Consider the following 24959-nt stretch of genomic DNA (forward strand, 5'->3'; position numbering starts at 1 on the left):
ACGGCGCCACAAACCGGCTGGGTTTGCGAGCGCCGTTGATCATTGCCGAGCCTGGCCCCGGATCCACGCAAAAGCATGAAAAGGGTCGCAGCGCTCCTCGGCAGAACGCACAGTTTACCGGCCGCGCCGCCGGATGCCAAGTTAAGCAACTGATTTAGTTGAAAAGGGGCGCCTCAAGTCAATAGGCCGGGCCGTCGTCTAGCCGGCCAGGGACGCCATGTATTGCTTTTCGGTCACCTCGCCGGAAAAGATAGAGACTGCGTTGCGTCCCCCTTGTTTTGCCTGATACATCGCCCGATCCGCCGAGCGGCGCAGCACATCGAGTGTCTCGCCATGCACCGGGCAAAGCGAAATGCCGATGCTGCAGGCAACACTTTGCGGCCCGGCGCTTGTTTCGATCGGCTGGGCCACGGCAGCGAGCAGCTTTTCCCCGACAGCGCTTGCATCGTCGGCATGTTGGATATTGGCCAGCAAAATAATGAATTCATCGCCGCCGTGGCGGGCTACGGTATCGCAGCCGCGCAGCTCACGCGCCATGCGCTTGCCGGTGGCAATCAGCACCTGGTCGCCAACTTCGTGGCCATGGCGGTCGTTGATTTCCTTGAAGTGGTCGAGGTCGATGAGCAGCAGGGCGAACGGGGTGACATTTCGTTGCCAGGCACGGAAGGCCTGCTCGAATCGATCGGCGAACAGAAAACGGTTGGGCAGGTCGGTGAGCAGGTCGTGGGTGGCCAGATAGGCGGCTCTCTCGTGTTCCTGTTCCGCCTGATCAAGTGACAGGTAGTGGCGCAGCGTGATCCACGGGACGACAAGGAGGGCGGTGCCCAGCAATGCCAGCATGGTCAGGGTTTCCTGACTCAACAAGTCTTGCCAGCGCACCTGACGACTGAACTGCATGATGGTCGGCTGGGAAGGACTGTCGATCTTCAGACGCCGGCTGAGTTCGGGCAAGAACAGCTGGTCCAGCTTGCCCGACGCAACGGCTCTTTGTTCGAACAGCGGGCTTTCCGAGTTCGCCGCCGAGGACAGCCTGGCCGAAAACTCGATGTTTTCGTGACTGGCCAACTGGCCTCGACTTGGCAACAGGGCCTGCGTCTTGATAACCAGCAAGGCAATCATCGTGTTGCCGAAGAAGTTCAGCGTCGTGGATGACGTCCTGGCCGGGCGGGTCACTTCCTGCAGCAATATGTAGGCACTGCCGCCTTCATAGAGGTCGAACACCGGCGAAACGACCGGTTTGATATTGTTGCTGGCCAGCGCCACGGTCTGCGACAGATAGTCTACGGTCTCCAGGCGAAGACCGTAGATCGCCTGCGATTCGGGCAAGGACGGATACATGAAGAGAATCGGCCAGGTGGCGGTTTTCTGGTGGTCGGCCTGAACAGCGCGGCCGGTGATCTGGGCGAAATCCTTGATCGAAAAATCGGCCCGCCAGCCTTTGCGCAATGAGGCTTCGAGTTCGGCCTGCTCGCCCGGGATGATCCTGCGCGCCACCTCGATCATGTAGATATGTGGGTAGGCCGAGGCAGCCGAGGCGGCGTAGCGCATCGTGGACTCGGTATCGCTGCGGTCGACGGCATGCAGGAAAGCGGAAAACCCGGCCAGCACCGCTTCGTTGGTATCCAGTTTCTGTTTGACCTCGCCGGCCATGAGCTGGACGTCTTCATCGAAATGCCCCGACCAGCGGCTGAGCTGGGCTGATATCAGCAGATAGGCGGCGAAGGCGATGATGCCAAGCCAAGCCACCAGAAGGAGGAGAAGCGTTGGCCGTAAACGATGATGCGTCATTGATGCAATCCGCTTTTTTGCACACTGTCTCATCGGCGGCTGGCCCTGTAAATATCCCCTATGGATTACCCTAGGCCGGGAAAGAACGGTCTTTTCAATTTTGGCTGTTTATTCCGGTTGACCGTGGAAATGGGCCTGCCTCAGCCCAGCGGCTCGCAGCGCAGCCAGACGGTGAAACGGGCGCCGGTGCCGGGGGCGCTGGTCGCTGTCAGGTGGCCGCCGTAGCGTTCGATCAGATTCTTGCTGACCCACAGGCCGAGCCCGTTGCCGCCCGGTTTTTTGGCCGTGAAGAAGGGTTCGAACAGGTGCTCGAGGTCGGCCTGGCTGATGCCCGGTCCGGAATCCTCGACATGGAGCTGGATGCCGACCGGCATGTCGGCTTCGTCCCAGTCGTCGACAGCGATCCCCAGCACGCCGCCCTCCGGCATGGCCTGGATGGCATTGACCAGCAGGTTGATGACCACCTGCTGCAGTTCATTCTTGTTGCAGATGATCTGGCGGGCCGAATCGACCTGCTGCTCGATGGCGATGTTGCCGGTCTTCAAGAGGTGGCGAACGAGCAGGAGGCTGTCCTGGATGAGCTGGGCCGGGTCGGTCGGTTCGAGATAGCCGACGTAATCCTGCGGCCGGGCGAATTGCAGCAGCTTGGCGACGATCAGCCGGATGCGCTGGACCTGTTCGTGGATCAGCCTGATCTCCGGCGCGACGGGCTCAGCCTGCGGGCCGAGCAGGTCACGCAGGACGTCGAGGTTGCCCTGGATGACGGCGATCGGGTTGTTGATCTCGTGCGCCACACCGGCGGTCAACTGGCCGATGGCGGCGAGTTTTTCGTTCATGACCAGTTGCGACTGGGCAGCCTTGAGGTCGGCCACGGCCTGTTCCAGTTCGGCCGTGCGCTCGGCGACCTTGGCATCGAGCGAGGCGCCCCAGCGTTTGAGCGAGGTGGCCTGGGCCTGCAGGCGGTCGAGCATGCGGTCGAAATGGGCGGCAACGACGCCGAGCTCATCCTGGCTGGCCACCGCACCGACGCGGGCCTCGCCCTGGCCGTTTTCGATGGCATGCATGGTGGCGTGCATGCGCTCGATCGGCTTGAAGACGCGGCGCGCCCAGAGCACGGCAAAGATGCCGGCAATCAGCATGGCCAGCGCGAAGAGTACGATGACGACGGCGAAGGCCTGCTGGCGGGCATCGACGAAGGGGCCTTCGAGGAAGCCGACATAGAGCATGCCGACGCGCTGCTGGTGGCTGTCGAGCAGCGGTTCGTAAGCCGAGACGTACCAGTCGCTGACGACGAAGGCGCGATCGAGCCAGGTCTGGCCGGCGCCGAGCACGGTGTCGTAGACGGTCTGCGAGACGCGGGTCCCGATCGCCCGGGTGTCGCCAAACAGCCGGACATTGGTGGCCACGCGGACGTCATCGAGAAACAGCGTTGCCGTGCCGGCGCTGCCGAAGGGCAGGGCGCCTTCGGGATAAACGATGGCGTTGAGGCGGTCGATGAAATCGAGATTCTTGTTGAGCAGCACGCCGCCGGTCAGCACGCCGATCAGACGACCCTCGGCATCGAGCACCGGGGCAGCCGAGTGGATGACCAGACCGCGCGTTTCCGCCGCGAGCGGGTTGGGCCGGGCATTGGCCGTGGCGACGATGGGCGTGCGGGCACGGGCGGCCAGCTCGGGGCTGATGGTGAACAGTTGCGGCGCAGAGAACACTTCCGTTTCGGTGCTTGCCTTGCCCTCGAGCGCCGCGGCGATCACCGACCAGGTGGCAGCATCCTGTTTGCTACGGTCAACGTCAAAAAAGTGCAAAAAATCGAGTTTGTGTTCGAGCTGAATCGAGTCGAGCAGGCCGGCCACCGCCATTTCGGGACGGTCGTGCGCATTGCGCAGGGTGCGCGCCAGCCGTTCGGAAGCGGCCAGGCTGGCCACCGAACGGCCGACGCCATCGCTCACCCGCTCGAAATAGCCGTGGGCGACGGCAAGGTCGGAGCGCACCTTGGTGACGAGAAGGCGGTCCAGGTAATCGCCGCCCCAGTAGGCCAGCGCGGCCATCGCCAGCGGCAGCACGATACCGAGCGGGATCAGCGCCAGCAAGAGCAGCCGGGTGCGGATCGAGCGCCGGATCGGTGGGCTCAGATCCCCCAGGCCTGACACTTGCGATCCATCGTCTTGCGCGAGATGCCGAGCCGGCGGCTGGCTTCGGATTTGTTGCCGTCGCAGGCGGCGAGCACGGCGAGAATGTGCTGCTTTTCCACCGCTTCGAGCGTCTCGGTGTTGCCGGCAATCGTCCCGACGCCGATTTCCGGCTCGTTGCCGATGTCGAACCAGCCGAGGATCAGCGAGCGTTCGACCAGATTGCGCAGTTCGCGCACATTGCCGGGCCAGTCGTAATCAGCCAGACGGGCCAGGGTGCGCGAGTCGAGGCTGAGCGGCTCGACCCCGAGGCTGGGGGTAAGCAGTGTGATGAAGTGATCGACGAGCAGCGGGATGTCTTCGGGACGTTCCCGCAAGGGCGGCAGGGTGACTTCAAGCACTTGCAGGCGGTAATAGAGGTCGGGGCGGAAGCGCTGGGCGGCGACCTCGCTCGGCAGTTCGCGGTTGCTCGCGGCAATGACGCGGACGTCGACGGCGATTTCCTGCTCGGAACCGACCGGGCGGATACGCCGCTCTTCGAGCACGCGGAGCAGCTTGGCCTGCGCCGTCAGCGGTAATTCGGAAATTTCGTCGAGAAACAGCGTGCCGCCGCGGGCGTAGTAGAACAAGCCTTCCCGACTCTGCTGGGCGCCGGTGTAGGCCCCCTTGATATGGCCAAACAGCTCGGACTCGATCAGCTCGGCCGGAATCGCCGCGCAATTGACCGGCACGAAGGGGCCACTGGCCCGCGAACTCATCTGGTGCACGGCGCGGGCGGCGACTTCCTTGCCCGTGCCGGATTCGCCAGTCAGCAGGACGGTGGCCGGCGTTGGTGCGATGCGGCGCAGACGTTCGCAGACCCGAACCATGGCCTGCGATTGCCCGATAACGCCTTCGACATTGCTGCGCTGAGCGCCGACCTCGCGGCGCAGGACGAAGTTTTCCCGCACCAGCAGCGATTTTTCCCAGCAGCGCTGAATGGCGTTGAGAATCTGCGCCAGCGAAAACGGCTTGAGCAAGAAGTCGGCTGCCCCGGCGCGCAGGGCATCGATGGCGGTATCGAGATCGGCGTAGGCGGTGATCAGCACGACGTCGCCGGCAAAGCCTTCATCACGCAGCTCATGCAGCCACTCGATGCCGGAACGTCCGGGCATGGCGATGTCGAGGACGATGAGGTCGTAGTGCTTGCGGCGCAGCAAGGGGATTGCCTCTTCGACGCTGTGCGCGGCCTGAACTGCGCCGCACCGCGACGACAGTGCGCGCAAGAGAAAACTGACCATGCCCGGCTCGTCGTCCACGACGAGCACCGAGTACGTTTTCCAGGGCGATTCGGCGGCAGCCGTCTCGTCAGATGACATGATTCAGTGTCTCCATGTGTCTTGCGCCAGCAACGGCGAAACAGATGCAATCGGTGATAATAACCAGCAATTCTCACCCAGCCCTGAAACCGATGCCTCCTCGGCGTGAACATATTCGTGATTTTCCCGGCAAGCGCTGGCTCAACGTCACGCTGCGCACGGCCCACCTGGCCGGTATCGTTCTCTTCGGCGCGGCCTTGCTGGGCACCGGCAGCGTGTTTCCCGGGGCTCTGCTGACCTTCGTTTCCGGTGCCGGCATGTTCGCCATCGACAGCTGGGCCAATCCCCGGCAGCTAGGCGAAGTCGCCGGTTTCGGCATCATTCTCAAGCTTGGCCTGATCGGGCTGGCCGTATTGCAGCCGGCCTGGGCGCTGGCCTTGTTCTGGCTCGTTCTCGTGTTATCCACGATCCTCTCCCACGCCTCCGGCGACTTCCGTCACAAACGGCTTTTCTGAACGACGCCAGGCGGCATCAGAGGATGCCCTCAAAGAGCTGAACGCCGACGCTTTCGCCGACCTCCACGCCGGCGCATTCTTCCGGCAGCACCACGAAGCAGTTTGCCTCCGACATCGAGCGCAGCACACCCGAGCCCTGGTGGCCGGTGGTTTTGACCTGCCAGCGGCCGTCGACCGCAGCAATCGTGCCGCGCAGGTATTCGCGCCGTCCCGGCTGCTTGCGGATCGGATTGGCGGCTTCGACGGTGAGCAGCGGACGCTCCGGCAAAGGGTCGAGGCCGGACAGGCGAAGCAGGGCGTCGAGCGCGAACTGGCTGTAGCTGATCATCACCGCCACCGGGTTGCCGGGAAGGCCGAACAGCCAGGCATTGCCGATCTTGCCAAAGGCCATCGGCCGGCCGGGCTTGATTTTGAGCTTCCAGAACTTCACTTCGCCGAGCTTGGCGAGAATTTCGCGGACAAAATCGGCCTCGCCGACTGAAACGCCGCCGGTCGTGATGATCGCGTCGGCGATGCCGGCCGCTTCGATCAGGGTGGCTTCAAGTGCCGCCGGCTGGTCGGGGACGACGCCGAGATCGATGATCTCGGCGCCCAGCCGGGCGAGCAGGCCGTGCAGCGTGTAGCGGTTGCTGTCGTAGATTTCGCCGGGGGCCAGCGCCTTGCCGATCGAGGCCAGTTCGTCTCCAGTCGAGAAAAAAGCAACGCGCAGACGACGCTTGACGGCCACTTCGGCAATCCCCAGCGAGGCGATCAGGCCCAGTTCAGCCGGGCCGACCTTCTTGCCGGCGGCCAGCGCGACGCTGCCACGGGCCAGATCCTCGCCGGCTCGCCGGGTATTCTGGCCGAGGCGCTGACCGGCCGGGATGAAGACGGCGCCATTCTCGGTCCGCGTCACTTCCTGAACGACCACGGTATCAGCGCCTGCCGGCAGTACTGCGCCGGTCATGATGCGCACGGCCTGGCCCTTGCCCACCTGACCTGAGAAAGCATTGCCGGCAAAGGCGCTGCCCACCACGCTGAGCCGCGTTTCGCCGTCGGCGGCCAGGGTGTCGAAGCGGATGGCGTAACCGTCCATGGCCGAATTGTCGTGGGCCGGCACATCGTGCGGCGCGAAGATATCGGCTGCCAGGACCCGGCCCAGCGCGCTGCGGACCGGAACAAATTCGTGGCCGGTGATCGGCGAAATCTCGTCCAGCATGCGCTGGCGGGCTTCGCCGGCGGTCAGGCTGGGGTCCATGGCGGGGTCGGCGGTGCAGGCGGTGGTGTCGGTCATGGCGTCATTTCTGGGCGTTGGGGAAGAAAACCTGCTGGCCGTCGGCACGGAAAGCGGCAATCGCTGCCTGCCCTTCCTTCGAGACCAGCCACTGGGCGAAGCGCTCGGCAGCTTCTTTTTTGACATGCGGATGTTTCAAAGGATTCACCGGAATGACGCCATAGGGGTTGAACAGCACCGGGTCGCCGGCGTAGAGCAGATCGAGGTCGCGGCGGTTCTTGAAGGCGCCCCAGGTGGCCCGGTCGGAAATCGTGTAGCCGTTGATGGCCGCTGCCATGTTCAGCGTCGGGCCCATGCCGCTGCCGGTTTCCTTGTAGCCGGCCAGCGTTTTCGGATCGGTGTCGGCCTTCTTCCACAGGCGCAATTCGGCGGCGTGGGTGCCGCTCTTGTCGCCGCGCGAGACGAAGGGCTGGCCGCTGGCGCCAATCGCCTTGAGCGCGTCGTTGGCCGTCGCCGCCTTGCGGATGCCGGCCGGATCATCCTTCGGACCGATGATGACGAAATCGTTGTACATGACATCCAGCCGATAGCTGCCGTAGCCATCAGCGACAAATTTGTCCTCGGCGGGGCGGTCATGCACGAACAGCACGTCGGCATCGCCGCGCCGGCCAATGTCCAGTGCCTGGCCGGTGCCGACGGCGACAACGCGTGTCTTGATCGCGGTCGACTGCTCGAACCTGGGCAAAATCCAGCCGAACAGCCCGGACTGCTCGGTCGACGTGGTCGAAGCGACGACCAGCGTTTCCTGCGCGGTGGCGACACCGGCGAGCAGGCCGAGGGCGACAATCAATGATCGAAGGCGATACGCCATGGCAGTTCTCCTTGCAAGAAAGCCCGGGCAGCGGGCGATTGGGGGCGGGCAAAAAAGCGTTGGGCCGTTTCGTGTTCCTGAACGCGACCGTCGGCGAGAAAAATGATGTCGTCAGCCAAGCGTGTCGCTTGACCGAGATTATGCGTCGTCATCAGCACCTTGGCGCCATCGGTGCGAATTTCCCGGATGATGCGCTCGACCGCCTCGGTGGCCGATGGGTCGAGTGCTGCCGTTGGTTCATCTAGCAGCAGCAGACGCGGCCGCATCGCCCAGGCACGGGCCAGGGCCAGGCGCTGGCGCTCGCCGCCGGAGAGCTGGCGGGCGCAATCGCCTGTACGGTGGGCCAGGCCGACGCGCTCCAGGACTTCGACCGTACGCGCCCGCCGTTCGGTGGCGCTCATGGCTTGCGGGCGCAAGGCGAATTCGACATTGGTGAACACCGACAGCCGGAGCAGCATCGGCTGCTGGAAGACCATGGCCAGTCGGCCGTCCGGGGTCGACGAGCCAGCCCAGTCGAGGTGGCCGCCATGCGGTGGCAACAGGCCGGCGAGCAGGCGCAGCAACAGCGTTTTGCCGGCGCCGTTGGGGCCGAGAATGACGCTGATGCCGTCGCCCGACAGGCTCAGGTCGACGCCATCGAGGATGGCCCGTCCGTTGGGCTGGAAATGCAGGTCGGTGATGGTCAGCGGGAACATCAGCCATACCTCCGGGCCGCCCAGCAGCGCAGACCGTGGGCGGCGGCGTTGAGGGCGAGGATCAGTGACATCAAAACAAGGCCGAGGGCAATCGACAGGGCGAGATCGCCCTTGCTGGTTTCCAGCGCGATGGCGGTGGTCATCACCCGCGTGTAGCCGTCGATATTGCCGCCGACGATCATCACCGCGCCCACCTCCGACATCGCCCGGCCCAGCCCGGCCAGCATGGCGACCGAGAGCGAGAAGCGGCAGTCGGCGAGCAACAGCGCGACGGCCTGCGGGCGGCCGATACCGATTACGGAAAACTCCGGGGCGTATTCCTTCCAGGCATCCTCGACGATCTGCCGGCTGACGGCGGCGATCAGAGGCAGGACCAGCACGCTCTGCGCGAAGATCATCGCCGCCGGCGAAAAGAGCAGGCCGTAGCTGCCCAGCGGCCCGCTGCGCGACAGGGCGAGATAGACGAGCACGCCGACCACCACCGAGGGCAGGCCCATCAGGGCGTTGAGCCCGACGATCAGGGCGCCGCGGCCAGGGAACTTGGCGACCGCCAGCCAGGCCCCGAGCGGCAGGCCGAGCAGCGCGCCAATGGCCAGCGCGCTCAGGCTGACGCGCAGCGACAAACCGACGATGTCGAGCAATCGCTGATCGAAGCTGGTCAGCAGGGTGAGGGCGTCGGAAAGTGTGCCTAGCATTGGGACGGCAGGATAACACCGGGTGGCAGGCGCGGGAATCTCGGCCGGGATGGCGAAATATCGTGTCCGGCCGGGCAAAAATAGCCAGCCTTCTTGCCGGGAAATGACATTGGCGCGCAGAACAAACGGGGATTTCGGGCCGGCCTCCAACTTACCCCGTCTGGCTGGCTATAATGCCGGGGCGGTCTGCGTACCGCACTGAATTGGCGGCACTTCGGTGCCTTGTAAGCTGCCGTGACATCCGCGCGGCGGCGGTTGCTGTAGAAATCGGAGCTTCAAATGACCTTGTCCACCGCGCGCCGTCTGGCGCTGAAGGGGGCGCTTGCCTGCGCCTTCGCCGCTGTTTCCTCCTTGCCTGTCGTGGCCGACGAAGCCATCCTGCGCGTTTCGGCCATTCCCGACGAAGCGCCGACCGAGTTGCAACGCAAGTTCGCGCCGCTCGGCAAATACCTCGAAGCGCAGACCGGCATGAAGGTCGTGTTCACCCCGGTGACCGACTACGCCGCCGTTGTCGAGTCGCTGGCCACCAAGAAGATCGACCTCGCCTGGCTCGGCGGTTTCACCTTCGTGCAGGCCAAGATCCGCACCAACGGCACGGCCATTCCCATCGCCCAGCGCGAGGAGGATGCCAAGTTCACTTCCAAATTCATCACCGCCGACCCGGCCATCAAGTCGCTCGCCGATTTGAAGGGTAAGACCTTCGCCTTCGGCGCGCCGTCGTCCACTTCGGGCAGCCTGATGCCGCGCTTCTACCTGCAGCAGGCCGGCCTCAATCCGGAAAAAGATTTCAAGAATGTTGCCTATTCCGGCGCCCATGATGCGACTGTTGCCTTCGTCGCCGCCGGCAAGGCCGAAGCCGGTGTCTTGAACGCCTCGGTTTGGGACAAACTGGTCGAAGCCAAGAAAGTCGACACCGACAAGGTTCGCGTCTTCTCGACGACGCCGCCGTACTTCGACTACAACTGGACGGTGCGTGGCGATCTCGATCCGGTCGTTATCAAGAAGCTGACCGACGCCTTCCTCAAGCTCGACCCGGCCAACCCGGAACACAAGGAAATCCTCGCCCTGCAACGCGCCGCCAAGTTCATCCCGACCAAGAAGGAGAACTACGACGGCATCGAAAAGGCAGCGCACGCCGCCGGCTTGTTGAAGTGAGTTTTTGCTTGAACGGCGTGGGGCTGACCCACGCCAACGGCTTTGCCGCGCTGGATGGCATCACGCTCAAGGCGGAAAAGGGCGAGCGCATCGCCCTGATCGGCCCGTCCGGCGCCGGCAAGACCTCCCTGCTCTCGGTGCTCGGCACGGCGCTGGCGCCGACGGCCGGCACGGCCGAGGTTTTGGATTTTGGCCAAAACTTCCGGTTGACCGTGGAACTGGCCAAACTGCGCGCCCGCATCGGCACGGTCCATCAAGCGCCGCCGATTCCCGGCCGGCAGCGTGTCGTGACGGCGGTTTTGGCCGGCAAGCTCGGCCAGTGGCCGGCCTGGAAGTCGCTCGTCTCGCTGCTCTATCCGCTCGACGTCCCCGGCGCCCGTGCGGCGCTCGAACGCGTCGATCTGGCCGACAAACTGTTCGCCCGCTGCGACCAGCTCTCCGGCGGCCAGTTGCAGCGCGTCGGCATCGCCCGCGTGCTCTATCAGCAGCCCGAGCTGATCCTCGCCGACGAACCGGTTTCCGCCCTCGACCCGACGCTGGCCCTGGCCGCCATCCGCCTGCTCATCGCCGAGGCCGAAGCGCGCGGCGCAACGCTGGTCGCCAGCCTGCACGCCGTCGATCTGGCCATCGGCAATTTCTCGCGCATCGTCGGCGTCAAGGCCGGGCGCATCGCCTTCGACCTGCCGGCCAGCGAAATCACCGTCCCGCTGTTGCACGACCTCTACGCCAGCGAAGGCGACGAGCTGCCGGTGCAGGCGCACGAGCCACATTTCCTGTCGCAAGCCGCCGCCATCGAGGCGGCCACCCGCGCCGCGTGCTGTTGAACCACTCCAATCGCGACCCGGCGGCCCGCTCGCGCCTGATCGGTGCGCTGGCCACGCTGGTCATCCTCTGGCCGCTGTTTCAGGCGGCCGAGGTCAAGCCCGGCGCGCTCGTCGATCCGGGCAACCTCAAGGTCATCGGCAACTTCCTGGCCGGCTTTCTGCCGCCGGAAACCGGCGCCGAATTCATGGGCTACCTCGCCAAGGCGACGCTCGAAACCCTGGCCATCGCCACGGCCGGCATGGCGCTGGCCTTCCTGATCGCTGTGCCGATGGGCTATCTCGCCACCGGTGCCGGGCGCGAAAAGACAACGCTCAACCCCATCACGCGCAGCCTGCTCACCATCCTGCGCGGCATTCCCGAGCTGGTCTGGGCGCTCCTCTTCGTCCACGTCTTCGGCCTCGGCCCGGCCGCTGGCGTGCTGGCGCTCGGTCTGACTTACGGCGGCATGCTGGCCAAGGTCTATGCCGAAATCCTTGAATCGGTCGATGCAGCGCCGGCCCGGGCGCTGCGCCACAACGGCGCCGGCCGGCCGCTGGCCATCCTCTACGGGCTGATCCCGCAGGCTTCGAAGGAGCTGGCTTCGTACACGGTTTATCGCTGGGAATGCGCCATCCGCGCCTCGGTGGTCATGGGCTTCGTTGGCGCCGGCGGGCTCGGCCAGCTCATGGATCAAGCGATGAAAATGCTCAACGGCGGCGAAGCGGCGACCATCCTGCTCGCCTTCATGGTCCTCGTTTTTGCCGCCGACGGTTTCTCGGGCTGGCTGCGCCGGGCGCTCGACACGCCGCCGGCCAACCGCGCCTCACCCTTCGGCCGGCGCAGCGGCGGGCTCGGGTTGGTGCTGGTCGTCAGCATCGTCGCCAGCTTCAATTATTTGGAAATTGGCCTGAAATCCCTGTTGACCGTGGAAGCCGCCCACAGCATCGGCGAATTCGTCGCCGGCTTCTTCCCGCCCGACCTGTCGGCCGAGTGGCTGGCCAAAGTCGGCAAAGGCATCTGGGAAACGCTGGCCATCTCGGTCGTCGGCACCTTGCTTGCCGCCGTCGCCGGCCTGCTGCTCGCCTTGCCCAAATGGCGGGCGCCGTTCAGCTTCCTGCTCAACACCCTGCGCTCGGTGCCGGAGCTGGTCTGGGCGACCATCACCGCGTTGGCCGTCGGCCTCGGCCCCTTCGCCGGCGCGCTGGCCCTGGCCCTGCACACGGCAGGCGTGCTCGGCCGCCTCTACGCCGAAGCCCTCGACAACGCCCCGCCAGCCCCCGGCCTGGCCCTGCGTCTGGCCGGCGCCCCGGGCGGCTTCGCCTTCCTCTACGGCACCTTGCCCGGCGCCGCCCCGCAACTCATCGCCTACACGCTCTACCGCTGGGAAATGAACATCCGCATGGCCGCCATCCTCGGCTTCGTCGGCGCCGGCGGGCTGGGGCAACTACTCTATTTCGAACTCTCGCTTTTCCACCACGCGCAGGCGTCGACGGTGATCATTGCCATGCTTTTCCTGTCGATTGCCGTCGATCAGTCCAGCGCATGGTTGCGCTGGAAAATGCGTTGAGCGGCCCTACCATCATGGTTTTCTTATGGACTCACAAAGCATGCAAAATATCCTGATCATCATCAACGCCGCGCCCTACGGCAACGAACGTTGCCTTTCCGCCCTGCGTCTGGCCACGGCCCTGGCCGGCAGCGATGCCAAGCCAGCAATCCGCATTTTCCTGATGTCCGACGCCACCGTGCTTGGCTTGCCGAACCAGATCGATGGGGCCGGCAACGGGTTGCAGGGCATGGTCGAGGGCTTGGTTACTCAGGGCGTCGAGATCCGCCTGTGCCGGACTTGTGCGCTGGCGCGTGGTCTCGGCGAACTGCCGCTGATTCCCGGCACTTCGATCGGCACGCTGGTCGAACTGGCCGAAGCAACGCTGGCGGCGGACAAGGTCATCACCTTCTGATTTGCGCCGGGCGAGGATTTCATTTTTCGCCCTTTTTTCCGGTTGACCGTAGCAAGCCCGGTTGACCGCGGGAATCACCTCGTTTTGGTAGTCGCCCAATCTGCTGGCAGGAAGGGCTTTTTGGGATGTTTTGGTGGGACAAAATGTCCCATCTTCGCCGTCCATGGACAAAATGTCCCGGTTTTTCACCCCGCTCCGCAACCCTGATTCCCCATCGTTCAATGACTTATGCCGAATGGCACAGTCGTTGCACTGTTCTCCCCTTGCGACACGGGGTCGCATAAAAGAGGGAAAACTCAAATGAACATGAACAGGCGGCAGTTCTTCAAGGTCTGCTCCGCCGGGCTCAGTGGGTCATCCATCGCGTTGATGGGTTTCTCGCCGACCGCAGCCCAGGCGGAAGTACGCACCTTCAAGCTCGCCCGAGCCACCGAGACACGGAATATTTGTCCGTACTGCTCGGTGTCCTGCGGCGTGCTGATCTACTCGACCGGCGATAAATCCAAGAATTCGCAGGCCGAGATCATCCACATCGAAGGCGACCCGGATAATCCGGTCAATCGTGGCACCTTGTGCCCGAAGGGCGCTGGCCTGCGCGACATGGTGCAGAGCGCCAATCGCCTGAAGTGGCCGGAAGTGCGCGAAGCGGGCACGAATGAATGGAAGAAGATTTCCTGGATGGAAGCCTTCGACCGCATCACCAAGCACATGAAGGCGGATCGCGACGCCAATTTCGTCGCCCAGAACAAGGATGGTCTGACGGTAAACCGTTGGCCGACCACTGCATTCCTCGCATCATCAGCAGCGCCGAATGAGGCCGGCTACCTGACCGTGAAGACGATTCGCGCGATGGGCATGACCTCGATCGATACCCAGGCGCGCATTTGACACGCTCCCACGGTGGCCAGTCTGGCTCCGAGTTTTGGGCGTGGTTCGATGACCAACCACTGGGTGGACATCAAGAACGCTGATCTGATTTTCGTGATGGGTGGCAATCCTGCCGAAGCGCACCCGTGCGGCTTCAAGTGGGTGATCGAAGCCAAGAAAAACCGCAAGGCCAAGCTCGTGGTCGTCGACCCGCGCTTCAACCGCACTGCGTCGGTGGCCGATTTCTATGCGCCTGTCCGTTCCGGTTCCGACATCGCCTTCCTCGGCGGCGTCATCAATTACCTGATTGCCAACGACAAGATCCACCACGATTACGTCAAGGCCTACACCAATGCGGCTTTCCTGATCGATCCGGGCTACAAGTTCGACGATGGCATCTTCTCCGGCTACAACGAGGAGAAGCGCAGTTACGGCAAGGACTCCTGGAAGTACCAGATGGGCGCCGATGGTTTTGCTAAGGTCGACGAGACCTGGCAGGACCCGAACTGCGTCTGGCAGATAATGAAGACCCACTATTCCCGCTATACGCCGGAGATGGTGAGCAAGGTCTGCGGCACGCCGAAGGACGCCTTCATCAAGATCTGCGAGATGATTGGCGAGACGGCGGCGCCGAACAAGACGATGACCAACCTCTATGCGCTGGGCTGGACCGAGCACTCCGTCGGTTCCCAGAACATCCGCTGCATGGCGATCATTCAGCAGTTGCTCGGCAACATGGGCATGGCTGGGGGCGGTATCAACGCGCTGCGCGGCCACGCCAACGTCCAGGGCATCACCGACTTCGCGCTCTACGCCCAGCAGCTGCCGGGCTACCTGGCGGCGCCGACCGATGCCGACACCGACCTCAAGAGCTTCCTCGAAAAGAAGACGCCCAAGGCCATGCGCCCGGGCCAGATGAACTACGGGCAGAACTTCCCGAAGTGGTACATCAGCCTGCAAAAAGCGTGGTGGGGCGACGCGGCGACGAAGGAAAACGACTTTGCCTTCGACTACATGCCGAAGCTCGGCGGGGCCTCCGACGTGTTGTCGATCTTCGACCAGATGTACCAGGGCAAGATCAACGGCTTTTTCTGCCAGGGCTTCAACCCGCTGGCTTCCGTCGCCAACAAGAAGAAGGTGTCGGATGCGCTGGCCAAGCTCAAGTACATGGTGGTCATGGACCCGCTGGCGACCGATACTTCCGAATTCTGGAAGCCGCACGGCGAGTTCAACGAGGTCGATCCGGCTGCCATCCAGACTGAAGTCTTCCGTCTGCCGACCACGCTGTTTGCCGAAACCTCCGGCAGCTTCACCAATTCCGGCCGCGTCATCCAGTGGCGCTGGAAGGCGGCGGACGGTCCGGGCGATGCGAAGGACGACACCGAGATCCTGGCGGGGCTGTTCCTCAAACTCAAGGAAATGTATGCCAAGGATGGCGGCGCCTTCCCGGATGCCATCCAGAAGCTGACCTGGGCCTACCGCATTGCCAACAAGCCGTCGCCGGAAGAACTGATGATGGAGTTCAACGGCAAGGCCTTGGCCGACGTGGTCGATCCGAAGGACGCGACCAAGGTACTGATCAAGGCCGGCGAGCAGTTGGGTTCTTTCGCCCACCTGCGCGACGATGGCTCGACGACCTGCGGCAACTGGATCTATTGCGGCGTCTGGTCGCAAGCCGGAAACAACTCGGCGCGGCGAGACAACAGCGATCCGTCCGGTCTCGGCCAGACGATGAACTGGGGCTTCGCCTGGCCGGTCAACCGGCGCATCCTCTACAACCGTGCCTCCTGCGACGTTTCCGGCAAGCCCTGGGATCCGAAGCGGGCGGTGTTGAAGTGGACGGGTAAGGTGTGGGGCGGCAACGACGTTCCAGACATGCGTCCGGATGCGGCGCCGGAAGAGAATGTCATGCCTTTCATCATGAATCCGGAAGGCGTGGCCCGCCTGTTCTGCCGCGACCTGATGGCCGAAGGGCCGATGCCCGAGCATTACGAGCCGTTCGAAAGCCCGCTCGACGCCAACCCGATGCACCCGACGAACCCCAAGGCCAAGTCGAATCCGGCCGCCCGGGTCTATAAGGGCGACATGGAAGCGTTCGGCACGGCCAAGGACTTCCCGTACGTGGCGACGACCTACCGTCTGACCGAGCATTTCCACTACTGGACCAAGCAGAGCAAGATCAACGCGATCATGCAGCCGGAACAGTTCGTGGAAATCGGCGAGGATTTGGCGAAAGAGAAGGGCATTGCCATTGGCGACAAGGTCAAGGTCCGTTCCAACCGCGGCTTCATCAAGGCCGTGGCGGTGGTCACCAAGCGGATCAAGGCGCTCGATGTCGATGGCAAGAAGGTGCACACCATCGGCATTCCGATCCACTACGGTTTCAAGGGGGCGACGAAGCCTGGCTACATCACCAACACCCTGACCCCGTACGTCGGTGACGCCAATACGCAGACGCCGGAGTACAAGGCGTTCCTGGTCAACATCGAGAAAGCGTAAAGGAGAGCTGATATGGCACTGCAATCGCTAGACATCAAACAGCGCTCCGCGACGACGACGCCCTCTACGCAAGTGCGGGAAACCATCGAAATCGCCAAGCTTATCGACGTATCCGCCTGTATTGGCTGCAAGGCGTGTCAGGTCGCCTGCTCGGAGTGGAATGACATCCGCGACGAAGTCGGCAACTGCCACGGCGTCTACGACAACCCGATGGATCTGTCGGCCAAGTCGTGGACGGTGATGCGTTTTACCGAGGTCGAGCAGAACAACAAGCTCGAGTGGCTGATCCGCAAGGACGGCTGCATGCACTGCGCCGACCCCGGCTGCCTGAAGGCCTGTCCGGCCCCGGGGGCCATCATCCAGTACAGCAACGGCATTGTCGATTTCCATCAGGAAAACTGCATCGGCTGCGGCTACTGCGTCACTGGCTGTCCGTTCGACGTCCCGCGCATGTCCAAGGAAGACAACAAGGCCTACAAGTGCTCGCTGTGTTCCGACCGGGTCGCCGTCAACCAGGCGCCGGCCTGTGTGAAGGCCTGCCCGACTGGCGCGATTCAGTTCGGTAGCAAGGAGGACATGAAGGACTACGCGGCCAAGCGCGTCACCGACCTCAAGGAACGTGGCTACGATCAGGCTGGTCTGTATGACCCGCAAGGGGTGGGCGGTACGCACGTCATGTACGTGCTGCATCATGCTGACAAGCCCGACCTCTATGCCGGCCTGCCGGCCAATCCGTCGATCAGCCCGCTGGTCTCGCTGTGGAAGGGCTTCGCCAAGCCGCTCGCCACGCTGGCTTTGGCCGGCGTTGCACTGGGCAGCCTGTTCCACTACGTGACCAAGGGTCCGAATGAGGTCTCGAAAGAGATCGAGGACGAGATCGAACGGGAAGACAAGGAGGAGGCAAAATGATCCGCGATCCGAAAGACCTCAAGCGCTACGAGCCCAAGGAACGGGCCAATCACTGGGTGGTGGGCATCAGCTTCATCCTGCTTGCCCTCTCTGGTCTGGCCTTCTTTCACCCGGCGTTCTTCCCGCTGACGCAGCTGTTCGGTGGCCCGACCTGGGCGCGCATCATCCACCCCTATCTCGGGGTGCTGATGGCGATCTCCTTTCTGGCTCTCTTTTTCCGCTTCAAGCATCTCAACAAGATGACGCCGGCGGACAAGGAGTGGCTGAGCAAGGCGCAAAACATGGTGAATGGCAACGACCACGACATGCCGGAACAGGGCAAGTACAACGGTGGCCAGAAAGTCATGTTCTGGGCGATGGCCATCTGCATGTTGTTGATGACGGTCTCCGGGCTGCTCATTTGGCGCGCCTGGTTCGGCTTCGACATTACGCTCGTCCGTATGGGCGCCGTGGTGCACGCTGCAGCCGGTGCCGTGATGATCGGTCTGATCATGGTCCACGTCTATGCCGCCATCTGGGTCAAGGGCACCATCCGTGCGATGTGGTACGGCACGGTGACCCGGGGCTGGGCCAAGCAGCATCATCGTGGCTGGTACCGCCAGATCACCGGCAAGTAATTGGCAAATATCTGGGCTCGCAGGCGCACCTTGATCCTGCGGCGCCCGTCATTTGCCCGAACGATTTAGCTTTACCTTGCGTTTAGGGGGCTCTGCGGAGAACATTCTGCAACCCCCGTTTTTTTGAGCTGACATGCAGACCCAAACCATTGATTTTCATCCGCCAGCCGAAGAAGCAGCTCCCATTCTGCTGCCGGTGACCACCACGCTGTTCGCCGACCGTGCCGATCGCTTCGCCGCCCTGGCTAGCGGTCACAGCCTTGGCGACTGGCTGGCTTTTCTTGGCCAGTTGAGCCGCGCTCAGCACGAAGCCATCAAGGCACTGCCGGCCTTGGCCTTGCCCGATGCCGCGACACTCGAACAGGCGCGCACCCATGGCATGCCGCCCCTGAACATCGCCGTTCGCCCGGCTGCCTGGCGTACCGTGCTGCGCCAGATCGCCCACGAACTGGGCAAGACTGCGCCCGATGGCGCCGGCAAGGCGCTGGACGCGCTGTTGGCGGCTGACGACGCCTGGCTCGACAAGCTGGCCGACACGCTGCTGAGCGGCGAACTCGAAGCCGGCGACGCGGCCGAGCTGCCTTTCGTCGCCGCCGCCCTGCAGGTCGTCTTCACCCAGCTGGCCAGCCAGCTCGACGCCAGTCAGCTGCAAAAACTTGATGCCCATGGCGTCTGCCCGTGCTGCGGCAGCCCGGCCGTGGCCAGCGTCGTTCGCCTCGGCGCCGCCATCAACAACCTGCGTTACCTGCATTGCAGCCTGTGCAACAGCGAATGGAACGTGCCGCGCGCGACCTGCACGGCCTGCGACACCGACAAGGAAGTCGCGTTGCATGAAGTCGAAGGTTCGAGTGGACAGAAAAGCGGCGCCGTCCGTGCCGAAACCTGCGACGCCTGCAAGAGCTACCTCAAGATCGTCTATCAGGAAAAAGACCCGCGCGTTGACCCGGTGGCCGACGACCTCGCCACGCTGGCCCTCGACATGCTGGTCGATGAAGCCGGCTACGAGCGTTTCGGCCCGAATTTGTTGCTTATCGGCGCGTATAGCGGCTAAAGCCATTTGACCAACCTTTCTGCCCGGTCCGGGTGAAAGCCATGAACGAAAAAAGACACCTTCCTGCGGTCGACCGCGTTTTAGGGCAAATTCCTGAATTAATCGAAGTGCACGGCCGCCAGCTGGTGACCGGCTGCATTCGCGCCGAACTGGCCGCTGTCCGTGAAGGCCTCAAACATGGCCTGCCGCTGCCCGACGAAAACAGTCTGTTATCGGCCATCCGCCGCCGCGCCGACGATGCCGGCCGGGCCAATCTGCGCGCCGTCTTCAATCTGACCGGCACAGTGCTCCACACCAACCTTGGCCGCGCCCAACTGGCCGAGGAAGCCATCGCCGCCATGGTCGAAGCCGCCCGCTCGCCCTGCGCGCTGGAATACGACCTGGCCTCCGGCGGCCGCGGCGACCGCGACGATCTGGTCTCCGGCCTGCTGGCTGAACTGATCGCCGGCGGCTCGCCGGATATCGCGGCGACCATCGTCAACAACAACGCTGCCGCCGTGCTGCTGACCCTCAACGCGCTGGCCCAGGGCAAGGAGGCTGTGGTGTCGCGCGGCGAACTGGTCGAGATCGGCGGCGCTTTCCGCATCCCCGACGTGATGCGTCGGGCGCAGGTCAAGCTGCATGAAATCGGCACGACCAACCGCACCCACGCCAAGGATTTTCAGGAAGCCATCGGCCCGAAAACGGCGCTGCTCATGAAAATCCACACCAGCAACTACGCCGTCACCGGTTTCACGGCGGCGGTCGATGAAAAAGTCATCGCCGACATCGCCCACGCCGCCGGCCTGCCTTTCGTCATTGACCTCGGTAGCGGCACGCTGTGCGATTTTGCCGCCCACGGCCTGCCGGCCGAACCGACGCCGCAGCAGGCGCTAGTGGCGGGGGCGGACATCGTCACCTTCTCCGGCGACAAGCTGCTCGGCGGTCCGCAGGCCGGGCTGATCGTCGGCCGCAAGGACTTGATCGCCAGGATCAAGAAGAACCCGCTCAAGCGCGCCCTGCGTGTTGGCAAGACGACACTGGCGGCGCTCGAAGCGACTTTGCGCCTGTACCGCGACCCGGACCGCCTGGCCGAGCGCCTGCCGACCTTGCGCCTGCTGACCCGGCCTGTCGCCGAGATCAGCGCACTGGCCGAGCGCGTCCTGCCCGCCGTGCAGGCCGCCATCGGCGAACAGGCCACGGTCAGCGTCGCGCCCTGCAGCAGCCAGATCGGCAGCGGTGCCTTGCCGGTCGAACGTCTGCCGTCGGCGGCGCTGGTCGTCCGGCCCAATTTCAAAAAAGCCGGAAAATTCCTGTTGACCGTGGAATCGGCCTTCCGCAGCCTGCCGACGCCGGTCATCGGCTACATCCGCGACGATGCCTACCATCTCGACCTGCGCTGTCTAGAAGCGAAGGACGAAGCCCGCTTCGTGGCGCAATTGCCGGACCTGAAGTTTTGAAAACGAAGTTTATTGAAAGCAGCCTCGTTGGGCGGTCTGCGTACCGCCTGCTGTTTTCTACCGCGCCCAACCGGGCGCACCTGTAAATCCGGGCATCTCCGTGTCCGGGTGGTTCACCTAATGGAGAAGAAAGCATGACCTTCAATCGCCGGCAATTCCTGGCGGCGGGCGCAGTGCTGGGGGCCACGACGGCCATCGCCCAGCCGACCAGCCCGCTGCCTTTCCTGATCAACATGCAGTCCGACCCGCTGCTACCCAAGGCAACCGGCAAGCGCGTCGTCATCTGCGGCGGTGGCTGGGGCGGCATCAGCGCCGCCAAGCACCTCAAGAAGCTGGACGCCAGCCTTGAGGTGGTCGTCCTCGAACGCAACCCGGTGTTCTTTTCCTGCCCGATGAGCAACAAGTGGCTGGTCGATGTCGTCGATACCAACTTCCTGACCTTCAGCTACCTCGAAGTCGCCCAGAAGTACGACTACAAATTCATCCAGACCGAAGTCACCGCCTTCGAGCGCGACAGGAAGCGTGTCATCACCGCCCAGGGCTGGCTCGATTACGACTACCTGATCATCGGCTCGGGCATCCGCTACAACTACGAGGCCTGGTTCGGCAACGACCGCAAGGCGGCCGACTACACCAAGGCCATGTTCCCGGCCGCCTACATTCCGAACGCCGAGCATTTCCGCCTCAAGCAGAGCATCCAGAATTTCAAGGGTGGTGACCTGGTGATGACCCTGCCGCCTCCGCCGCACCGCTGCCCGCCGTCGCCCTACGAGCGCGCCTGCCTGATCGCCGGCCTGTTCAAGGAGCGCAAGATCAAAGGCAAGGTCATCATCCTCGACCCGAAACCGAGCCCGGCGCCGATCACCGGCGGCTTTCAGGAAGCCTTCGCCAATCTCTACAAGGACCAGATCGTCTACGTGCCGAAGGCCGTCATCAAGGAGGTCGATCCCTTCAACAAGAAGATCAAGACCGCAGTCGGCGACTTCACTTTCGACCATTCCATCCTCATGGCACCGCATCAGGCCGGCGACATGGCGTGGAAGGCCGGCGTCATCGGCAAGAACGACGAAGGCAAGCCGACCGGCTGGGCCGGCGTCGATCCCTTCTTCCTCAACATGAAGGACGACCCGGACGTGTACGTGATCGGCGACTCGGTCGGCATGGTCTCGCCGCAGTTCCGCTTCTATCCCAAAGCCGGCCACGTCGCCAACGCCCACGCCCGGATCGTCGCCAAGTACATCAGCGAGCGCGTCAAGGGCCGCGAACCGAAGTACGCGCTTCCCGACAACCTCTGTTTCATGATGGTCAACACCAAGCCGCGTGAAGACATCGCCGTGCGCTTCAAGTACTACGTCAACGACAAGGGCATCATCATCCAGGATCAGGACGACGACAATCTGCGCCGCGATGAACTGGTCAGCGAAGACTTCGCCTGGGCCGGGCGGATGTACGAGGACATGTTCGGCTAGTCGCCAGCGCCCCCGCCAGCGATGCGCGGGGGCGTGCCAAAATGTGATTTTTGACGAAACCTCCAGCGCCATGTCCCACTTCCTCTTCCTCAATGCCAGTACCCGCGAACCGGGCCACATCGGCAACAGCGAAACCCTGGCCCGTCGCGCCGCCGCCGGTCTGTCGGCTGATACGAAGCAAACCTGGGTCAAGCTGGCCGATCTGGAACTTCCGCCTTTCGTCGATCTGCGCCATACCGCCGGCACCTATCCGATGCCGATGGCCGACGCCAAGTCCCTGCTCGACGCCACGCTGGCGGCGACCGACCTGGTCTTTGTCTCGCCCGTTTATTGGTTCTCGATCCCGTCGCCGCTGAAAACCGTTCTCGACCACTGGAGCGCCTGGCTGCGCGTCCCCGGCCTCGATTTCAAGGAAGGCATGGCCGGCAAGCGCCTGTGGGTCGTCGCCACCAGCGGCAACCGCGAAAAGGCCCAGCCAATGCTCGACAGCTACCGCCTGTGCGCCGAATTCCTCGGCATGCAATGGCAGGAACCGCTGTGGGGCAAGGGCGGGGCGCCGGATGCGGTGCTCGCCGATGGCGAAGCGCTGGCTGCGGCGATCCCCTATTTTTGTGGGCAGCCGGCCTAGATGCTCGTCGAACGCCTTTTCCTCAGCCCATCCCGTGGCGCAGCGCAGCGCGAATGCCGGCAGCTGGAGTTGCTGGCCGGGCAGGGCGTCGTTGGTGACCGCCATTTTGCCAAGGCGAACTGGGCAGGCCAGCAACTGACGCTGGTCGAGGCCGAGGAGATCGAGCGTTTCTGCGCCCATACCGGACGCGCCAACGACCTGTCGCTGACCCGCCGCAATGTCGTGACGCGCGGCATCCGCCTGAACGGGCTGGTCGGCCGCCAGTTCCGCCTCGGCAGCTGCCTGCTGATTGGCGTCGAAACCTGCGAGCCGTGCAGTACGCTGGGCCAGCGCTTGGCCAACGAAGCCCTGTCAGCGCCCGAGGTTGTCAAATACTGGGTCGGCCGCGGCGGGCTGCGGGCCAATGTGCTCGCCTCGGGCCAGTTGGCCTGTGGCGATGCACTGACAGTCATTGAAATCGGGGAAGGCGCCGCATGATCATCGGCACCGCCGGCCACATCGACCACGGCAAGACCACGCTGGTCAAAGCCCTGACCGGCGTCGACTGCGACCGCCTGAAGGAAGAGAAGGCGCGCGGCATCACCGTCGACCTTGGCTACGCCTACACCGAAAAGCTCGGTTTCATCGATGTGCCCGGCCATGAAAAGCTCATCCACAATATGCTGGCCGGGGCGACCGGCATCGATTTCGCGTTGCTCGTCATCGCTGCCGACGACGGCCCGATGCCGCAGACCCGCGAGCATCTGGAGATCATCGAACTGCTCGGCATCCGGCGCGGAGCGGTGGCGCTGACCAAAATCGACGTTGCCACGGTCAACCGGAAAAATGAGGCAAAAACGGAAATTGACGAACTGCTCGCCGGCACCGCGCTGGCTGACGCGCCGATCTTTCCGGTTGCTGCCGTCAGTGGCGAAGGCATTGCCGAGTTGCGCACCTACCTCGAAGCCGCAGCGGCGGAGCAGGGCGAGCGCCAGTCGGCCGGCGGCTTCCGCCTCGCCATCGACCGCTGCTTCACGCTGTCGGGAGCCGGCACCGTCGTCACTGGCACGGCCTTCGCCGGTTCGGTCAAAGTCGGCGACCAATTGCTACTGTCGCCACCCAACAAACCCGTCCGCGTGCGCAGCCTGCGCGTCCAGGATGCGCCGGCCGAATCCGGCCACGCCGGGCAGCGCATCGCGCTGGCGCTCTCCGGCATCGAGAAATCCGAGGTCGAACGCGGCCAGTGGATCGTCGCGCCCGGCCTGCACGCCCCGGTCCGCAGATTTGACGCCAAGATCCGCGTTCTCTCGGGCCAACCGCCGCTCAAACACTGGACCCAAGTTCACCTCCACCTCGGCGCCGAAGATGTCCCGGCCCGCATCGGCCTGCTCGGTGCCGACGAGATCGCGCCGGGATTTGAAAATTGGGCCCAAATTGCCGTTGACCGTGAGATCGGTGCCCTGGCCGGTGACTGCTTCATCCTGCGCGACGCTTCGGCCCGCCATACCATCGGCGGCGGCATCGTGCTCGACATCTTCCCGCCCAGTCGCAAAAAAAGCAGCCCGGAACGCCTAGCCATGCTCGCCGCACTGGCCGACGATAATCCGGCGACGGCGCTGCAACTGGCTGCCGAACAACAGCCGGCCGGCGTCGACCTCGCCACCCACGCGCTCAACCGCAATCTCGACGCCAGCAGGCTCAAGGCGTTGTGCCAGCAACTGAACCTTAACGTCGTCGGCGCCACCGCCTTCGCCCCGAGTCGCTGGCAGGAACTCGAAGCCCGCCTGTTCGCCGCCATCGCCGCCGAACACGAGCGCGCCCCCGACCTCACCGGCGTCGAACGCGACCGCCTGCGTCGCCTGACCCTGCCGACGCTCTCCCGCCAGGCTTTCGACGCGCTGCTCGCGACACCGCTGGCTGATGCCCGCATCGCCCAGACCAATGCCTGGCTGCACCTGCCGGGACATCGCGTCCAGTTAGCCGCCGCCGACCTCGCGCTGTGGCAGACCTTGAAACCGCTGCTCGCCGCCGAACCCTATGCCCCGCCGCGTGTCCGTGATGTGGCCAAGGCCAGCGGCATCGGCGAAGACGCCGTGCGCACCCTGGTCAAACGCATCGCTCGTCACGGCGACGCCTGGCCGGTCGCGCACGATCATTTCTTTACAGCCGAAGCCGTTGCCGAACTGGCCCGCAAGGTTGCGACGCTGAACGAACGCGACGGCTGCGCCCGTGCCGCCACGCTGCGCGACGAGATCGGCGGCGGCCGCAAAGTCGCCATCCACATTCTCGAATTCTTCGACCGCATCGGCTACACTCGCCGCGTGCGCGACACCCACGTTTTACGGGGCATCCCGGAGCAATTCGGCTCATGAACAAC

21 protein-coding genes and 1 riboswitch are annotated in these 24959 nt (G+C 64.0%); of the genes, 14 read left to right on the top strand and 7 right to left on the bottom strand.

The annotated features are described in order from the left end of the window. Nucleotides 1-20 precede the first annotated feature (20 nt). Nucleotides 21-105: riboswitch (S-adenosyl-L-homocysteine riboswitch) on the bottom strand. A 93-nt stretch (nucleotides 106-198) separates the two neighbouring features. The 3 genes from WBK19_RS20290 to WBK19_RS20300 form a co-directional block, all read right to left on the bottom strand. Then, nucleotides 199-1788 carry a diguanylate cyclase domain-containing protein gene (locus WBK19_RS20290; protein ID WP_511292880.1) on the bottom strand — a complete coding sequence of 530 codons (1590 nt, stop codon included), beginning with the start codon at nucleotides 1786-1788 and terminating at the stop codon, nucleotides 199-201. Nucleotides 1789-1928: 140 nt separating this feature from the next. After that, nucleotides 1929-3938, bottom strand: coding sequence for a sensor histidine kinase (locus WBK19_RS20295; RefSeq protein ID WP_511292881.1), 2010 nt, complete (start codon nucleotides 3936-3938; stop codon nucleotides 1929-1931). Beyond that, a complete protein-coding gene (locus WBK19_RS20300) occupies nucleotides 3917-5275 on the bottom strand; it encodes a sigma-54-dependent transcriptional regulator (RefSeq protein ID WP_511292882.1) in 1359 nt (452 codons plus the stop codon). Before WBK19_RS20300 ends, WBK19_RS20295 begins: the two co-directional genes overlap by 22 nt. Before the next feature lie 92 nt (nucleotides 5276-5367). On the opposite strand from WBK19_RS20300, the gene WBK19_RS20305 reads away from it, so the two are divergent. Then, nucleotides 5368-5730 (top strand): hypothetical protein, encoded by a 363-nt coding sequence (locus WBK19_RS20305; protein ID WP_511292883.1) that lies wholly within the window; start codon nucleotides 5368-5370, stop codon nucleotides 5728-5730. A 16-nt stretch (nucleotides 5731-5746) separates the two neighbouring features. On the opposite strand, the gene moeA is transcribed toward WBK19_RS20305, so the two are convergent. Genes moeA through WBK19_RS20325 form a run of 4 tightly spaced genes read right to left on the bottom strand, consistent with a single transcriptional unit; the run spans nucleotide 5747 to nucleotide 9204 of the window. Continuing rightward, complete coding sequence (gene moeA / locus WBK19_RS20310; RefSeq protein ID WP_511292884.1) at nucleotides 5747-7003, bottom strand: molybdopterin molybdotransferase MoeA; 1257 nt, start codon at nucleotides 7001-7003, stop codon at nucleotides 5747-5749. A 4-nt stretch (nucleotides 7004-7007) separates the two neighbouring features. Next, a complete protein-coding gene (locus tag WBK19_RS20315) occupies nucleotides 7008-7814 on the bottom strand; it encodes an ABC transporter substrate-binding protein (RefSeq protein WP_511292885.1) in 807 nt (268 codons plus the stop codon). Beyond that, a complete protein-coding gene (locus WBK19_RS20320) occupies nucleotides 7790-8509 on the bottom strand; it encodes an ATP-binding cassette domain-containing protein (protein ID WP_511292886.1) in 720 nt (239 codons plus the stop codon). The genes WBK19_RS20315 and WBK19_RS20320 overlap by 25 nt, the downstream gene beginning before the upstream one ends. After that, a complete protein-coding gene (locus WBK19_RS20325) occupies nucleotides 8509-9204 on the bottom strand; it encodes an ABC transporter permease (RefSeq protein ID WP_511292887.1) in 696 nt (231 codons plus the stop codon). Before WBK19_RS20325 ends, WBK19_RS20320 begins: the two co-directional genes overlap by 1 nt. A gap of 279 nt (nucleotides 9205-9483) precedes the next feature. On the opposite strand from WBK19_RS20325, the gene WBK19_RS20330 reads away from it, so the two are divergent. From WBK19_RS20330 to selB, 13 genes are all read left to right on the top strand, one after another. Beyond that, on the top strand, nucleotides 9484-10359 hold the full coding sequence (locus tag WBK19_RS20330) for a putative selenate ABC transporter substrate-binding protein (RefSeq protein WP_511292888.1): 876 nt from the start codon (nucleotides 9484-9486) through the stop codon (nucleotides 10357-10359). Then, complete coding sequence (locus tag WBK19_RS20335) at nucleotides 10356-11183, top strand: phosphonate ABC transporter ATP-binding protein (protein WP_511292889.1); 828 nt, start codon at nucleotides 10356-10358, stop codon at nucleotides 11181-11183. Before WBK19_RS20330 ends, WBK19_RS20335 begins: the two co-directional genes overlap by 4 nt. Beyond that, nucleotides 11174-12730 carry a phosphonate ABC transporter, permease protein PhnE gene (gene phnE, locus WBK19_RS20340; protein ID WP_511292890.1) on the top strand — a complete coding sequence of 519 codons (1557 nt, stop codon included), beginning with the start codon at nucleotides 11174-11176 and terminating at the stop codon, nucleotides 12728-12730. Before WBK19_RS20335 ends, phnE begins: the two co-directional genes overlap by 10 nt. Before the next feature lie 40 nt (nucleotides 12731-12770). Beyond that, entirely contained in the window at nucleotides 12771-13124 is a 354-nt protein-coding gene (locus tag WBK19_RS20345; protein WP_511292891.1) for a DsrE/DsrF/TusD sulfur relay family protein, read from the top strand. Nucleotides 13125-13424: 300 nt separating this feature from the next. Then, nucleotides 13425-16490 carry a formate dehydrogenase-N subunit alpha gene (gene fdnG / locus WBK19_RS20350; protein WP_511292892.1) on the top strand — a complete coding sequence of 1022 codons (3066 nt, stop codon included), beginning with the start codon at nucleotides 13425-13427 and terminating at the stop codon, nucleotides 16488-16490. A gap of 12 nt (nucleotides 16491-16502) precedes the next feature. Continuing rightward, nucleotides 16503-17399 carry a formate dehydrogenase subunit beta gene (fdxH, locus tag WBK19_RS20355; RefSeq protein ID WP_511292893.1) on the top strand — a complete coding sequence of 299 codons (897 nt, stop codon included), beginning with the start codon at nucleotides 16503-16505 and terminating at the stop codon, nucleotides 17397-17399. Continuing rightward, nucleotides 17396-18016, top strand: a complete 621-nt coding sequence (locus WBK19_RS20360; RefSeq protein WP_511292894.1) for a formate dehydrogenase subunit gamma — start codon at nucleotides 17396-17398, stop codon at nucleotides 18014-18016. Before fdxH ends, WBK19_RS20360 begins: the two co-directional genes overlap by 4 nt. Before the next feature lie 133 nt (nucleotides 18017-18149). Continuing rightward, on the top strand, nucleotides 18150-19067 hold the full coding sequence (fdhE, locus tag WBK19_RS20365) for a formate dehydrogenase accessory protein FdhE (protein WP_511292895.1): 918 nt from the start codon (nucleotides 18150-18152) through the stop codon (nucleotides 19065-19067). Between the two features lie 41 nt (nucleotides 19068-19108). Next, entirely contained in the window at nucleotides 19109-20506 is a 1398-nt protein-coding gene (selA, locus tag WBK19_RS20370) for an L-seryl-tRNA(Sec) selenium transferase (protein ID WP_511292896.1), read from the top strand. Nucleotides 20507-20640: 134 nt separating this feature from the next. Continuing rightward, nucleotides 20641-21975: an FAD-dependent oxidoreductase gene (locus WBK19_RS20375; RefSeq protein ID WP_511292897.1), complete on the top strand. Its 1335-nt coding sequence runs from the start codon at nucleotides 20641-20643 to the stop codon at nucleotides 21973-21975. 70 nt (nucleotides 21976-22045) lie between these two features. Continuing rightward, nucleotides 22046-22603 (top strand): flavodoxin family protein, encoded by a 558-nt coding sequence (locus tag WBK19_RS20380; protein ID WP_511292898.1) that lies wholly within the window; start codon nucleotides 22046-22048, stop codon nucleotides 22601-22603. Further along, nucleotides 22604-23080: an MOSC domain-containing protein gene (locus WBK19_RS20385; RefSeq protein WP_511292899.1), complete on the top strand. Its 477-nt coding sequence runs from the start codon at nucleotides 22604-22606 to the stop codon at nucleotides 23078-23080. Next, the gene (selB, locus tag WBK19_RS20390; RefSeq protein ID WP_511292900.1) at nucleotides 23077-24954 is read left to right on the top strand and encodes a selenocysteine-specific translation elongation factor; all 1878 of its coding nucleotides are present in this window, start codon (nucleotides 23077-23079) and stop codon (nucleotides 24952-24954) included. Before WBK19_RS20385 ends, selB begins: the two co-directional genes overlap by 4 nt. Nucleotides 24955-24959: the final 5 nt, after the last annotated feature.

Origin of the sequence: Azonexus sp. (assembly GCF_049652925.1) — a bacterium.
In the GTDB taxonomy this organism is placed as follows: Bacteria; Pseudomonadota; Gammaproteobacteria; order Burkholderiales; family Rhodocyclaceae; genus Azonexus.